The sequence below is a fragment of the Flavobacterium sp. WC2509 genome, assembly GCF_052683105.1.
This window is the reverse complement of record NZ_JBQZFG010000001.1, coordinates 382031-397501: the sequence shown is the minus strand read 5'-3', so window position 1 is coordinate 397501 and position 15471 is coordinate 382031. Positions and strand designations below refer to the sequence as shown.

Annotated in this window: 8 protein-coding genes; 7 read left to right on the top strand and 1 reads right to left on the bottom strand. The window is 35.9% G+C overall.

Annotated features, from left to right (window positions below):
- Positions 1-155 precede the first annotated feature (155 nt).
- The 5 genes from ACUN3A_RS01415 to ACUN3A_RS01395 all read left to right on the top strand — a co-directional run bounded on the left by ACUN3A_RS01415 (position 156) and on the right by ACUN3A_RS01395 (position 10493).
- On the top strand, positions 156-3596 hold the full coding sequence (locus ACUN3A_RS01415; protein ID WP_445549567.1) for a SusC/RagA family TonB-linked outer membrane protein: 3441 nt from the start codon (positions 156-158) through the stop codon (positions 3594-3596).
- Between the two features lie 19 nt (positions 3597-3615).
- The gene (locus tag ACUN3A_RS01410; protein ID WP_445549566.1) at positions 3616-5316 is read left to right on the top strand and encodes a RagB/SusD family nutrient uptake outer membrane protein; all 1701 of its coding nucleotides are present in this window, start codon (positions 3616-3618) and stop codon (positions 5314-5316) included.
- 120 nt (positions 5317-5436) lie between these two features.
- A complete protein-coding gene (locus tag ACUN3A_RS01405) occupies positions 5437-6279 on the top strand; it encodes a hypothetical protein (RefSeq protein ID WP_445549565.1) in 843 nt (280 codons plus the stop codon).
- A gap of 290 nt (positions 6280-6569) precedes the next feature.
- Positions 6570-8165 carry a GH39 family glycosyl hydrolase gene (locus ACUN3A_RS01400; RefSeq protein ID WP_445549564.1) on the top strand — a complete coding sequence of 532 codons (1596 nt, stop codon included), beginning with the start codon at positions 6570-6572 and terminating at the stop codon, positions 8163-8165.
- A gap of 174 nt (positions 8166-8339) precedes the next feature.
- The gene (locus tag ACUN3A_RS01395) at positions 8340-10493 is read left to right on the top strand and encodes a right-handed parallel beta-helix repeat-containing protein (protein ID WP_445549563.1); all 2154 of its coding nucleotides are present in this window, start codon (positions 8340-8342) and stop codon (positions 10491-10493) included.
- 364 nt (positions 10494-10857) lie between these two features.
- On the opposite strand, the gene ACUN3A_RS01390 is transcribed toward ACUN3A_RS01395, so the two are convergent.
- Positions 10858-11259: a helix-turn-helix domain-containing protein gene (locus ACUN3A_RS01390; protein ID WP_445549562.1), complete on the bottom strand. Its 402-nt coding sequence runs from the start codon at positions 11257-11259 to the stop codon at positions 10858-10860.
- Positions 11260-12011: 752 nt separating this feature from the next.
- On the opposite strand from ACUN3A_RS01390, the gene ACUN3A_RS01385 reads away from it, so the two are divergent.
- Both ACUN3A_RS01385 and ACUN3A_RS01380 read left to right on the top strand, forming a co-directional pair.
- Positions 12012-13538 (top strand): T9SS type A sorting domain-containing protein, encoded by a 1527-nt coding sequence (locus ACUN3A_RS01385; protein ID WP_445549561.1) that lies wholly within the window; start codon positions 12012-12014, stop codon positions 13536-13538.
- 802 nt (positions 13539-14340) lie between these two features.
- Positions 14341-15462 (top strand): glycoside hydrolase family 88 protein, encoded by a 1122-nt coding sequence (locus ACUN3A_RS01380; protein WP_445549560.1) that lies wholly within the window; start codon positions 14341-14343, stop codon positions 15460-15462.
- The last annotated feature ends 9 nt before the right edge of the window (positions 15463-15471 follow it).

Here is a 15471-nt window from a genome sequence, read left to right as displayed (position 1 = left end):
AAAGGGAACGAAGTCAAACATTTGGCGGTGCATAGACTTCGACCCTCTAAATGAGTATTAATTAAACCATTATTCAACTAACACAATGCAAAATTATGAAATTTAAATTAACCAAGGGACATTCGTTATTTCGAAAACGAATATTATTTACTATTATGAAAACATTTCTTTTCTTATTAAGTATAACGCTATTTAGCTTCACGACCGAAAAATCATTTTCTCAACAGAAAGTGACTATTGAGGAAGATAGAATGGTGCCGGTAGATGAAGTTTTTAACATTATTCAAAAACAGACTAAATATCGTTTTATTTACCCTGAAGATCTGTTTGCGAATATGCCGAAAGTAAAATTGAAAAAAGGCGCAATCGAAGTTTCAAAATTATTGGAACAAAGTTTATTGGGCGGTAATTTTAATTTTAAATTATCGGGTGATAATAATATTATTATCAAAGAAAATATCAAAACTAATAATGCAAATAGCAAGGTACAGAAGCGTCGTATATCGGGAAAGATTACCAATCAAGCTGGTGGCCAACCTTTATCTGGTGCAAATATTCTGGAAAAAGGAACTACTAATGTTGCTCAATCAGACTATACCGGAAATTTTTCTCTTGAGCTGAGCAGTGAAAACGCAGTTCTTGTAGTAACTTATATCGGTTTTGATAAACAGGAGGTTAAAGTGAATGGTAGAACTACTGTCAATATTTCCCTAAAAGAAAGCACAGGAACTTTGAATGATGTTGTAGTTGTAGGGTACGGTACAGTAAAAAGAAAAGATATCACTGGTTCTGTTGCTTCGGTATCTATGACAGACATAATAAAAGCGCCTGTGCGTTCATTCGATGAAGCTTTGGCAGGACGTGTAGCAGGGGTACAGGTTAGCTCAGGTGATGGTCAACCTGGAGCAGGAATAAATATTGTAATCCGTGGAAACAACTCGGTTACCCAATCCAATGCTCCTCTGTATGTTATTGATGGTTTCCCTATAGAAGGTATGGACAACAACAGCCTTAATCCACAGGATATTGAAACTATTGATATTTTGAAAGATGCCTCTGCAACCGCCATTTATGGAGCAAGGGGAGCCAATGGTGTTATAGTAATCACCACTAAAAAAGGAAAAGTGGGCAAACCCGTGTTTACCTTCATGAATACCACAGCCATTCAGCAATTGAACAACAAAGTGCAAGTGATGGACCCTTACGAATTTGTGAAAATGCAAATTGAAAGAGACCCTACACCTATTGGTGCAGCACCTTTCAAAAGTCCAACACAACTTTACTTACCACCAGGAAGAACTATAGATAGTTACAAAACTATGGAAGGTGATGACTGGCAGGATAAAACGTTAAAAAGTGCTTTCATGAATACTTACGATCTATCCGTAAGCGGAGGAACCCAAAAAACAAAATATTTTCTATCAGGAAATGTTGTGGATCAAGATGGTATCGTAATTAATTCCAACTACATTAGATACCAAGGCCGCTTAACTTTGGATCACCAATTTAGTAAAAAATTTAAAGTGGGAATCAATACGAATTACAGTTATACGAATGCAAGTGGAAACGTGCCTTCTCAAAATACTGGTAGTTACTCGAATTATACTATGTACTCTATTTGGGGGTATCGTCCTATCACAGGATACGGCACTTCTTCAATAGATCCGGATACTGAACTTACAGATCCAGATATCAATCGTTCTGCAGATTATCGTGTTCAGCCGGTTATTAATTTAGAAAATCAACTCAATGAAAGAGTAACAAACAATTTAATTGCCAATGGGTATTTGGAATACGAGTTTATCCCTAGTTTAAAACTTCGCGTTACTGGTGGAATTGTTGACACCAAAAATACAAATAACATTTTCAATAACCATTTGACCTCAGGCGGGATGGCTGGAAGTGTTAACGGGATTAATGGTAGGATCATGAGAAATAATACTCAAAACTTGCTGAATGAAAACACCTTGACTTGGAGTAAAACATATAATAAACACAGCATAAATACATTGGGTGGTTTTACTATGCAAAAAGGAACTAGTGAAAATTATGGAGTAATAGGTAATTTTCTTCCAAATGAGGAAATGGGGCTTGATGCTTTACAGTATGATACTCCGCTAGAATATCAAGGTGTTCGACCAAAGGTTGATAATACACATTCTGTTTGGACAATGGCTTCTTTTCTTGGAAGGGTAAATTATAACTATGATTCAAGATATTTACTTACTGCATCTATGAGAGCTGACGGTTCGTCTAAGTTTTCTTCTAAAAATCACTGGGGATATTTCCCATCGGGAGCTTTCTCATGGAGATTTAAAAATGAAAAATTCCTGAAAAAGAATAAGACATTATCAGATGGTAAGTTTAGAGCTTCTTATGGTGAAACTGGAAATAATAGAGTAGGTGATTTTGACTACCTGACTAAATTTAATTCTCCGTATGATAAAGGTTATGTATTTAACAATGAATATGTGGATGGTATTGTTACGTCAAATTTAGGGAATGAAAATTTGAAATGGGAAACTACGGCACAAACCAATTTTGGTATTGATTTAGGATTTTTTAATCAACGCATCACCTTTGTTGCCGATGTGTATAAAAAAGAAACCAAAGATTTATTATTAAAAGCTGATCTTCCTGCTTCTTCAGGTTACTTAAACGCTTCCAAAAATGTTGGTTCGATGGAAAATAAAGGTTTGGAGCTTACTTTAAACACCGTAAACGTAAAAACGCCTACTTTTTCTTGGTCAACGTCTTTTAATATTTCATTTAATGAAAATAAAATAACTGGATTGGCAGATAATCAGACTGAATTGAAATCCAATATCTACTGGGATGTTGCATGGCAAAATGTACCTTATTCAATTGCAAAAGTTGGAGAGCCAATTGGACAAATGTATGGTTATGTATATGAAGGAACTTATAAAACCAGCATGTTCGACTATGATGCTAGCGGTACTCCTCTACTAAAATTAGGTGTTCCAGATAACGGTAACGTAAGAACTGCGATACGTCCAGGAGATATCAAATTTAAAGATATCAACGGCGATGGAAAACTTACTGCTGATGATGCGGGTGTAATAGGACATACTTTACCAAAACACGTAGGAGGTTTTACTAATAATTTTACTTACAAAGGATTTGATTTGAATGTGTTTTTTCAATGGTCATATGGTAATGACCTGATGAATACCAACCGTATTTTGTTTGAAGGAGGAAGTAACAATGCTAACCTTAATATGTTTGCAACTTATGCAGATCGTTGGAATGCTGGTAACCCGGATTCTAATATACCTCGTCTTGGAGGAACTACTGCAGCTATTGCTGGTTACTCTACTCGTACAATAGAAGACGGTTCGTACATCAGACTTAAAACAGTTTCTTTTGGTTATAATTTTGATGAAAAATTGGTTAGTAAATTTAAAATGAAATCATTAAGACTTTATACTTCAGCTCAAAACCTAATTACTTGGACTAAATATACAGGTATGGATCCTGAAGTAAGCACTTACAGTTCTGCTTTGGTTGCAGGGTTTGATTTCTCAGCCTATCCTAGAGCTCGTACAATAGCAATTGGAGCCAGAGCTTCGTTTTAATATTTAAAAATAAAAACAAATGAAAAAGATATATTTTTTAGTTGCAGCCTTGGCACTTACTACAGTGTCTTGTGAAGATTTTTTAAACACTGAGCCTATCGATACCGTTTTTGCCGACCAATTTTTTACTGATGAGGCTGGGCTTACAAAAGGTTTGGCAGGGGTTTACGATGCCTTGAACAATCAAAGTTCGGATTGTTATTATCAAGATATGCTATGGGAATGGACTGATGTAACTACTGACGAAAGTGTTTATGTAAGCAGTACAATATCCGGTGTTAGGGGGAACAATTTTAATACTGCAGATGCTGTAGTAGGTAAGTTATGGAATACTCTTTATATGGGTATTGACCGTGCCAATCAAGTGATTGCGAATATCAACAAACCCGTAATGGACGAAACAAAGCGTCAGGAGATATTGGGTGAAGCCCTATTTTTAAGAGGCTATTATCATTTTCTTTTGGTCGAACATTTCCGTAATATTCCGTTGAAATTGACGGCTACGACAGGTCCGGATGATGTGTATATTGCTCAGTCAGCTCCTGCTGATACTTATGCTCAAATCATTAAAGATATGACCGATGCCGAAAGTAAAGTGTATGAGTCAACAGCACCTGAGTTAGGAGGTTCTTCTGGCCGTATTACAAAAACCGCAATACAAGGAATTTTAGCGCGAGTTTATTTGACAATGGCTGGAGTTCCTAACAATGACCCAACCGCATATGCGGAAGCATTGAAGTGGGCTACCAAGGTGAAAAATTCTGGGCAGCATGCTTTGAACACCACTTTTGATGCGTCATTAAACACGCCTGCTGTTACTCTAGTCCCTGCAACTGGTGCGAATATCAATGTTCTTGCTTTTACTAATAATGCCTATGCCCAAACTTTTATTAATATGTGCCAGAATAAGTACAATATTAAGGAATCTATGTGGGAAGTTGATTTTAAAGGAAACAATACGGATGGTAAAGTGGAATTTGGTCGTGTAGGTAGTACTATTGGAATTTCAATGCAAAATCTTGCCTTCCAGAACTCTATCGGATTCTGTTATGGAACATCAGCGGGTATCGCAAGATTATGGGAAGCTTATAAACCGGGTGATTTGCGTCGCGACTGGGCAATGTCACCGTTTACCTTTACGGCAGTAACTTTAAAAGGTGATAAAGATGTTTCTATGGTACAAACTCCTTATGCCACAACCAATCATTATAGATATATTGGTAAATGGAGAAGATTATACGAGGCAGGAGTAAAAGATAAAAATAATACCTCGATCAACTGGCCTATATTGCGTTATTCAGATGTATTGTTAATGTTGGCCGAGGCCGAAAATAAAGTAAATGGTCCTACTGCAATTGCATACGATGCCGTTAATCAAGTAAGAAGAAGAGCTTTTGGATTAAATATTAACGTCGCTTCTGCTGTTTCTGATTTACCTGCCGGTTTATCAAAGGATAATTTTCAATTAGCCATTGAACAAGAGCGTACTCTTGAATTGTGTTTCGAAGGCTTCCGTCGCTTGGATTTGATTCGTTGGGGTAAATATGTTTCCACAATGAAATCAGTGGGTGCTGAAATACGTAATAACACACAAAACACGGGATATAAAGTTTATGCTGCTGGAGCAGAAAACGCTGCAGACAAATACACGTTATTTCCTATTCCTTTGAGAGAAATGGGAGTAAACACTAAACTGGTTCAAAACGAACTTTGGAAATAGTAAAACTAGCTTAGCTCGTTGGGTGTAATTATTTAAGACTTTAATGAATTACACCCATCTGAGTTAGCTTATAAAAAATATAATTCGTTTTTAAATAAAAACTTTTTAACAATACAAATCATGGGAAAAAAATCTCTTAAAAATATAATTCACAATATTTTGGGGCTATGTCTGATAGGTCTTTTAGCATCTTGCTCAACAGATGACAATGAAGCTGTGGCAATTAACAGCGTTACAGTGACTAAAAATAATGCCTACATCGAAGAAAAAATAACTTTGAATATTGACGGAACCGGCTATACAGACGCAAATCTATATAGTCTTAATACTGCAACACCACTTAAATTTGCCAAAACAGCAGCTACCACATTTGATATAACGTCAGCTGTGGCCGCTCCGAGATCATTAGTATTTGCGCAGTTAAAGAACGCTGACAGCAAAACAGAAAGTGGTATAGAAGTGGGTTTTTTTACTCACGGAGTTGACGCTACTTATACTTACGCAGAAGGAATTAGACCGACCGATCCATCTTCTAAAGTTTTGGAACTTTTGGGAGCGCCAACCAACAAAACAACTTCAACTACGGATTCTTCAGTTGAGTTATGGGCATATCCATCAAAAGGAATTTCTGTTGCAATTAGAAAAACAACTGCAGGTACGTTTGAAGTAAACAATATAAATCTAAACAGTTCTAATTTTTTTACTACCATGCCTGATGGTACTAAAGTGAATTATACAAACTATGCTGGTGACTTGGGAAATGCTTGGAAAATAAACAACACAAACACAAAAATGGATGCTATTATTACTAAATTTGGAGCCCCAACTGTAAAAGCCAGCGATCCTAATGATCCAACATCTCAATTAAGAACTTATACTTTCTCCAATAATACCAGATTTAGTTTTTATGGAGCTACAGAAAATGATTACGTAGGTAAAGTGGTTCAATCTTTTAGTTTGTAAATCTATTGAAAATAATTATTTATTCAAAAAGCCTCAAATATTGGGGCTTTTCGATTAATAAATACCCACTTTAAAATAATAATTACGTTAAAATAACTATCCGTGACTAATACCAATTTTGAAAATGGCACACGGATGACACGGATTTAAGCCGATAAAAACGGATTTTTACATTAATATCAGCGACCCGAACCCAAAAGGCAGACTGGCCAAGCAAAATCCGTGTCATCTGCGTGCTTTATTGGGTTATTAGTCCGCTTAGCGAACAGTCATATAAAATAATCTATAAAATGAAGAAACTTTTAGCACTATTAATTATTTCCCTATGTCTAAACAACGTTAAACTGTTGGGGCAAAATGATGGCACTACCAATAAAGTCATTGCCGACAGAATCATAAAAGTGGATTATAATAAATCGACAGGAGCACTTAATACCATGTTCAAAGAATGTATTGGAGCAGGAAGAGCCAATGAAGGATTGCGGGCAGACTGGCAGCAACAACTGACTTTGCTAAAAAAGGAATGTGATTTTAAATACATTCGGATGCATGGTTTATTGACTGATGATATGGGGGTTTATCGTGAAGACAAAAATGGAAATCCCGAATACAATTATCAATATATTGACGCTCTTTTTGATTTTCTTTTGAATATCAAAATGAAGCCTTTTGTAGAATTAGGATTTATGCCTTCGGCATTGGCCAGCGGAAGCCAAACCATTTTTTGGTGGAAAGGAAATATAACGCCTCCGAAAGATTATAAAAAATGGGAAGACCTAATCCGTAATCTAACACAGCATTTTACGGAACGCTATGGTGCCGAAGAGGTAAAGACTTGGTATTTTGAAGTTTGGAACGAACCCAATTTAGCAAATATTTTTTGGAAGGGAACTCGAGAGGACTATTTTAAATTGTATGATTATTCGGCAAGAGCCGTCAAGAGCGTAAATCCAGCTTATAAAGTGGGAGGTCCCGGAACTGCCGGAGCGGCTTGGGTTCCGGAAACAATTGCATTTTGCAACGAGAACAATGTTCCGATAGATTTTATTTCAACACATACTTACGGGACTAAGAGTGGTTTTGTGGATGAATTTGGAACTAAGGGACATATTTTGAGTAAAGACGAAGAAAGTGTAAGCAGGAATGTTATTAATTCTCGCAAGCAAATTGCAAGTTCTGCAAAGCCAAATCTTGAATTGCATTATACCGAATGGAGTACATCACCAACTCCGACTGATCCAATTCACGACAGTTATCATTCGGCGGCTTTTATTCTTCAAAAACTCAAACAAGTGGGTAATGCGGCAAATTCTATGTCTTATTGGGTTTTTACTGATATTTTTGAGGAAGCTGGTCCAAGATTTACTCCTTTTCACGGTGGATTCGGATTGATGAATACTCAAGGGATTAAGAAACCGGCTTATTTCTCCTATTCTTTTTTGAACAAATTGGGAGCAACGGAACTTCAAAATAGCGATACGGAATCTTGGGCTACCAAAAACAAAAAAGGAGATATGCAGCTGCTATTTTGGGATTATACGAATACGCATCCCGGCGATGCAGTTAATAATCAGCAATATTATAATAAAGATTTACCTTCCAAACCAAAAGGAAGCGTAAAAATTGAAGTAGCTGGACTCCAAAAAGGGAAATATACTTTGGAAATATACAAAGTTGGATACAAAGTTAATGATGTTTACACAGACTATTTAGGAATGAATAAACCACATGATCTAACTAAGGAACAAGTAAATATCCTGAAACAAAAGAATAATGGCGAGCCAATTGCCATAGAAAAAATAACTATCGATTCCAAAGGGAAATACAGCAGAGATATTAAGATTAATGAAAATGATGTGGTATTCCTGAATTTTATAAAACAATAAATCTAAATGAAATCGCCATTAGCAAAAGGTTTGCGTAAGCAAATGAAATTCGCTGAACACCTATGAAAAATATTAACTCAGTGAAGCAAATACCAATAAATAAATAGGCGACACGAGCGTTAGCGAAATGGCGAAGCATAATATATATGCCTATAATAAATAACTTTTACATATATGAAAAAGAGATACATTACTAGTTTACTAGCCATCTTATTGATTTCGCAAACACAATTTGCAAAATCAATCCTAACTTCTTCTTCAAAATGCAGCAACACCATACGAGGGGTTATAAAACCAACCAATACCCATCTTAGCTTAAAGCCAAAAGATGTCAACTGGCCTGAAAAGCTAATCAAAGAAATAACGCGTCATAAAACTAAAGCTGGGGCAACCGACACTTTATTTATTGATTTTAAGCCAGGCACCTATACGCTCACTCAGCCAATTATATTAAACTTAAAAAATGAGAATACAGCTCCTGTGCTGATCAGCGGATTAGGAAAAGTAATTATTAGCGCTGGAAAAATAGTAAAGAACAACTTTTTTAGAGAAATCTCAGACTCCCAAATAAAGGCCCGCATCATTAGCCCAGAAGCCAGGAACAAAGTACTAGAGTATGATCTTAAAAAGGACGGAGCCCTTGATCTGGGAGAAATTAAACCTATTGGCTTTGGGCGTCCTGATGAGACTCCACCAACCCAGTTGTTTTATAATGGCTCAAGGATGACCCTTGCCCGTTACCCGAATGCGGGGGATCCTTACTTGTTAAAAAAGAGAACCACTGTAATACCTATCAATAAAGTGGTCGATCCGGGATTGGAAAAAGTAGAATTACCCGTGGAGGGAGTGCAAGCATCACAAAAAGCCTACAGTGGCACATTTGAATATACCGACGCAAGGGTTAAAAAATGGCTAAATGCAAATGATGTCTGGGTTGACGGTATTTTTGCGAGAGATTGGGCATGGTCATTAAACAAAGTGAATAAGATCGACACGATTAATAAAACGATTTCTTTACTGTATAAAGAAAAATATGACCTAAAAGCGGATGGCTCTTTTTTCTTTGCCTGCAACTTGCTTGAAGAGATTGATGTCCCAGGAGAGTATTATATAGATAGGGCTGCTGGCAAGTTATATTTTTACCCGCCTTTAGATTTTGATTCAAAAAAATCTATCCTACAATTAACTGATCTCCCGAGTGACATGATCCAGCTCAAAGGAGTTAGCCATGTCACGTTTAAGCAAATTGCTTTCCAACTTGGTAGAAGTCGGGCAGTTAATCTTGAAGAATGTAATGACATTGCTTTTTTGAACTGTGAGTTTAGCAATTTGGGCAAAGGAGCGCTGGCGGTAAAAGGCAATAACGTAGTAATAGACAATTGCCAGATCCATGCCATTGGCGGCACTGCTATAAGCCTTAATGGTGGCGACACTGAAACACTAACTAAGTCGAATAACGTGGTTCAACATTGTCAGATATATGATTGGGCCTATTATAATAGGGTTTACACGCCTGCCATTGCATTGGCCGGAGTTGGTAACAAAGTGTTAAAAAACAACCTATTTAATGCACCACATGGCGCGATCACCATCTCAGGAAATGACCATTTGATCGAAAGCAATGAAATTCACGACATTTTGTATGAGTTTAAGGATTTTGGTGGCATCTATGCTTTTCTGGGTGCTAATCAGCTCATGCGTGGGCAGGTGATCAGAGGTAATTATTTTCATGACATCGGTTTGTTAGATAAACATGTTCACGCCGTTTATGCTGATGAGGGAACCGCAGGGTGGCTGGTAGATCATAATCTTTTCTATAAAATTGGTAATCCAGGTAATCAGGTTATCGCAGTATTTACCAATACAGGTTCTCACATCATTGTTCAGAACAACATTTTTCTAGATTGTAGTGAAACCTTCGAAGTTAGTTTTCATTTTACAACCTGGGGTAAAAAACGCTATTCCGATTATTTTACAAAACAGTGGAATGAAAAATACTCAAAGGATGGTTCGATATCCAGTGTTTATCTTGCCCACTATCCAGAACTTGCAAATTTCATGAAGGAAGAACGGATATATGTGAATACTAATTCTTTTATCGGTAATACCGTTGGAAATTTCACAAATCCATTGGGGCATAAAAATTATTTTAGAACGGTAAGTGATCTACCCAATGCGGATTACCTAGTTACCGCAAGGGATAATAATTTTACCACAGACACGAGCTTACCTGCATTTTTGGATGAATGGAATAAGAGTAAGGATAGGGAAATGCTAAAGAAAAGTGCACCTAAGCTATTACAAGACATCTTAAATAATCTTCAGTGATTCAAAGCACTGTTTCGTAAGATAGTAATTAAAACCAACGGTTACTTTGAAAAAATTAATTGATGATAATAAGTAACTCGGGGAATATTCTCGGGTATTCGCCGCAATAGTAAACATAAACTAAGTCTTCACACCACAGATTCTCCAAAGTTAAGGTTAATGTCATTACGTTAAGGGATTGTTTTTTTTGCACGCAGATTTGCTTCGCCAGTTCGCTATCTCGTGTGCAAAATCGTGCTATCCGTGCGAGATATTTATTACATATCCGAGCGATCGGGTTAAATAGATCTAAAATATACACTCCAATAAACAAAAAATCACGACTATTGAGTCGTGATTTTTTGTTTTTGTTTTCATGCAATTTTCAGATTTTATCCTTAAAAAGTCTTTCTAAATATTCTGTTTTTTCCTTCTCTGCTTGTACTAAACGTTCGTACAATTCCACAACTTTATCAAGGGGATTAAATGTTGCAAACATACCTTGATTGAAACTATTTCCTTGACTGGAACTATTATCATAAAAATTATTAAAAAAATTAAAAACAGCATCCTCAGAAAAATTAGTAATGGCTTGTGGAGTAACTCCTAATGCTTTTGCAATTTCTTTCAATTTTTCTTCCTCTATAGTCTCACTATTTTCCATACTAGAAACCGTTTGCTGACTTACTCCCATAGCAATTGCCAAAGCTTCTTGTTTCATCCCTCTCAATTCTCTGATTCGGCTAATATTACGCCCAATGTGTTTTGGCTTAGTGTTTGTTTCCATGCAGTAAAGGTATTAAATCGTTGCGAAATTTCTAATTGGTAAAATACCAATGTTTCTTGTAAAATACAATCCTCATTAGTTTGGCATTGTAAGAACTGTTTGGACTTACTGTGACCAAAACAAAAATACACATTTGTTAGATAAGTTTCATTCAAAAAATAAAATAATGAATCTCTAGATTTCAACTTACTGTAGCATGTTGAAACTTTTATTGCTTACTCTCCTTTATCGGCACGGTTTACTTCGTCAGCTCGCTAAGGCTCGGGTTGCAGATTTACGCAGATAAATGAGTAAAAAAATCTGTTAAAATCTGCGTGCTGTTTTTTATAAATGCTCTTAACTTCATGATGTAGAGCTAAGAGAGACTAATCTATGAGATCTCCTAATATATCACTGTTATCCTAAACTCCAATATTCAGGTTTTATTTCCCATTCCCACTGCAGAAATCCAGTATAATCCCAAATTGGTGCAATATCAAAATGGTAAAAGTGTTTTAGAACAACTTCAATATGAACTTAGCAAAATTATAATGTTAATGTTTAATTAAAAAAAAGTAAATTTTTTGTCACCCATATTTGATCTTTAATTATTTATATCTAATAGTAAAGCATCAATAATGAGTTAAATAAGCATTTATGTTTTAAAACTTATTTCGTTGTATCAGATAAATATTGCTCTCAGGAATTTTATAAAATTTGCTTTTAATGACAACCTTTTCATAAAATTAATTATTTAACCTAAAACAAAAACAATGAAAAAAATTACACTTATTTTACTTCTACTTATTTGCAGTTTTACTAACAAAGCCCTTGCTGCAGCTTGGTATACCAATACAACGTCTAGCATCACAGCGGCTGGAGCCGCCACAAACTGGACAAATGATCCTACTGGAGCTACAGGTTACAGCAATCCTGCCTTTGCAGCTACCGACACTTTTACTGTTTTAAGCGGAGGAGTAGTTACAATTACCAACACAGTAGCCATGACTATTGGTGCTTTAACAATTAAATCAGGGGGAAGCGTAACCGCAAATATGACCACCGCCATCACTACTACAATTACAGGGAATTTAACAATCGACCAAGGAGGTTCAATTACCACAAATACAGTCTCTGGAAGTGTATTTAGAACTAATGGAACTCTAAACTGGAATGGGACAATAAGAACAAATGGAGATGGAGTAACGTTAACTGCAGGTGGTAATTTCAGCACATACGGAAATATTACAGGAGCAACAGCTATGCACGACGTTAATAGCGACAGAGCTATATACATAGTTGGTTCTGGAAAAACTATTAATTTAAAACAAGTTCCAGGATTAAAAGATAAATTTGCAGGCCTTCAAATTGCTCTTAACCCTGCTGGAAATCTAACCTTAGCTGGAGATTGTGTCATTTATGACCCAATATTCTTTAATAACGCTAACGCAAAAAACCTTGACCTTGCAGGATTTAGCCTACAGACAACTTTAATCAGAAATGAATCACCCACTACTGGAACAGGCACGATAACAGGAAGCGCTACCTCAAATCTTACCATTTCAGGCGGATACACTACTTCTTATTTCAAATTAGCTACTGGAGGCGAAACCTTCAACAGTATTAATTTAGATACCGCATTCAACGCTGGAACAGGAACCACCACCATAACCGGAAACCCTACTGTAAACACCTTAACTTTTGGTCTACCTACAGGAGATACAAGTGTAAAAAAATTAATCGTAACTGGAAATTTTACATTAGCCGATAATGGTACTATGCGCGTAGAAGCAAAAGGAACTGCTGTAGCAGGTACTGACTACAGCCAATTAGCAGTAACTGGAAACACAACCATAGGCACCAACACAACACTTAAAATTGATTATATTAACGGATATACCCCAGCACTTGGAGCTGCCTTCAATTTTGGAACCTATACTGTTGCTAACACAGGAACATTTACTACAATGACACCATCAGCAGGTACAGGTACAACAATTTACACATCAAATAAAATTACCTACACAAACAACACTAGCTTATCTACACAAAAAAATACTATCGCAGAAGGAATCCAGATGTATCCTAATCCAATTACTAATGTTTTAAACATTAACGCTCCAAGAGCAACTGCAGCTATCGCTGTTCAGGTAGTTGATTTATCTGGAAAAACAGTAGCTTCTACAGTTAGTAACACTACTTCAGCAACTGTTTCTTTATCAAGCGCAGCAGCTGGAATTTATTTAGTAAAAGTAACAGATGGCAAATCATCTTACACTCAAAAAGTGATTAAAAAATAATAAGCGAATTTAGAAATTAAGCTTCAAAATAAAGAAGGCGTCTAAAATTTTTAGGCGCTTTCTTTGTTTAAAAAACTTCTATTCTTTGTAATCTTCAAGTCTTAGCTCAAGAGCACAAAATAGGACGGTAAAAGAATCGTCAGTTCGGGGTTTATTTTTTTTACACAAAAAAAAAACATCACCACAAATAAATCAAAATTGATGTTTTATGTTTTCTCAAGAGTATCCTTATACCATTTAAGTTTAAAAATTACTGGAATAAATTTGATAATATTCTATCTAACTCTTTTTATTTACCGCAAAGTACGCAAGGTTTTTATTGCAATCTCTATATTTCGTAAGGCTCGCAAAGTGTTGTGTTCGTTGTGCTTTTTTAAGAATCAAAATCCTTGCGTTCCTTGCTGTTAAAATTATTTAGCCTTTATTAAAGTTAGCTCTCCATTGTCAAAGTCCCAAAGCTACTTTCTTGAAATCTGGGTTAAAACAACTTCGATATAAACTCCGTCTAATTATAATGTTAATGTTAGTTTAAAAAAAAGTAAATTTTTTGTCACCCATATTTGGTATTTAAGTATATACATAATAGTAAAGCATCAATAATAAGATAAACAAGCATTTATGTTTTAAAACTTATTTCGTTGTACCGGAGAAATATAACTCTCAGGGATTTTACAAAATTTGCTTTCTTTTTAACTACACAAAATAAACCACTAGAATTTTAAAAATGAGAAAATTAATCCTCTTATTCCTCTTCTTTTCTTGTCTTGGCTCCTTGGCTCAGAAATCAAAGAATAGTTTAGAAATGAAAAAAATAATTGCTGATAATTTTAAACTGGCTGTAAAACAATACCAGCTTTTGGAGAAAAATACTCCATTGGACTCCATGCCGAAAACATTTGAAAAAAATCGCAATAAAAACAGTGACATCTACTGGTGGACCAGCGGTTTTTTTACGGGTTCTTTATTGTATATCTATGAATACACGAAGAATCCTGTTATTCTAAGCGATGCTAAAAAACGCCTTGCACTTTTGAAGCCGGTACAAAATTATACCGAGAATCACGATTTGGGTTTCATGATGTATTGTAGTTATGGAAATGCGTATCGTCTTTTCAAAGACCCTGCCTATAAAGACATAATCATTCAATCATCAAAATCATTGGTAACACGTTATCGTCCTAATGCCAAAGTAATCCAATCATGGAATGTTGATGAGATAATGAAAAAGCATGGCCTTATTGGTCCAGTGATTATTGATAATATGATGAATCTGGAGATGTTAGAATGGGCCAGTCAAAACAGCGCCGACAAAAGTTTTGCCGATATTGCCAGAAACCATGCCAACACTACGCTCAAAAATCATTTTCGTGCAGATAATAGCAGTTACCATGTGGTAGATTATAATTTAAACACTGGGGAAATTCATAAAAAAGTTACTAATCAAGGTACTGCAGATGAAAGCGCCTGGAGCCGAGGACAAGCTTGGGGGTTGTATGGTTATACGATGATGTATAGATTTACAAAGGATAAACGCTATTTGGATCAGGCACAAAAGATCGAGAAATTTATCTTTACTAATCCCAATATGCCATCCGACCTTGTCCCTTACTGGGATTTCAATGCTCCTGGTATTCCCAATGCCTACCGCGATGCATCTTCGGCTGCCATCAATGCTTCAGCATTATTGGAATTGGCACAATATGTTGGCAAGGAACAAAGTAATACATACGTTAAGACTGCTGAAAAAATTATTCGCAGTTTATCCTCTGCAACTTATCTGGCTAAACCAGGAGAAAATGGAGGTTATTTGTTGATGCATAATGTAGGGAACATCCCTGCTCATTCTGAGATTGACACAACGCTAACTTATGCCGATTATTATTTCTTAGAAGCATTGCTGAGATATAAAAAATGGTATCTGTAATGTTCCATC

Bases quoted from the DNA above. Each gene is read 5' to 3' on its own strand.
- ACUN3A_RS01385 (WP_445549561.1), top strand. From the start codon at position 12,012: ATGAAAAAAATTACACTTATTTTACTTCTACTTATTTGCAGTTTTACT.
- ACUN3A_RS01390 (WP_445549562.1), bottom strand. From the start codon at position 11,259: ATGGAAACAAACACTAAGCCAAAACACATTGGGCGTAATATTAGCCGA.
- ACUN3A_RS01380 (WP_445549560.1), top strand. From the start codon at position 14,341: ATGAAAAAAATAATTGCTGATAATTTTAAACTGGCTGTAAAACAATAC.
- ACUN3A_RS01405 (WP_445549565.1), top strand. From the start codon at position 5,437: ATGGGAAAAAAATCTCTTAAAAATATAATTCACAATATTTTGGGGCTA.
- ACUN3A_RS01395 (WP_445549563.1), top strand. From the start codon at position 8,340: ATGAAAAAGAGATACATTACTAGTTTACTAGCCATCTTATTGATTTCG.
- ACUN3A_RS01410 (WP_445549566.1), top strand. From the start codon at position 3,616: ATGAAAAAGATATATTTTTTAGTTGCAGCCTTGGCACTTACTACAGTG.
- ACUN3A_RS01415 (WP_445549567.1), top strand. From the start codon at position 156: ATGAAAACATTTCTTTTCTTATTAAGTATAACGCTATTTAGCTTCACG.
- ACUN3A_RS01400 (WP_445549564.1), top strand. From the start codon at position 6,570: ATGAAGAAACTTTTAGCACTATTAATTATTTCCCTATGTCTAAACAAC.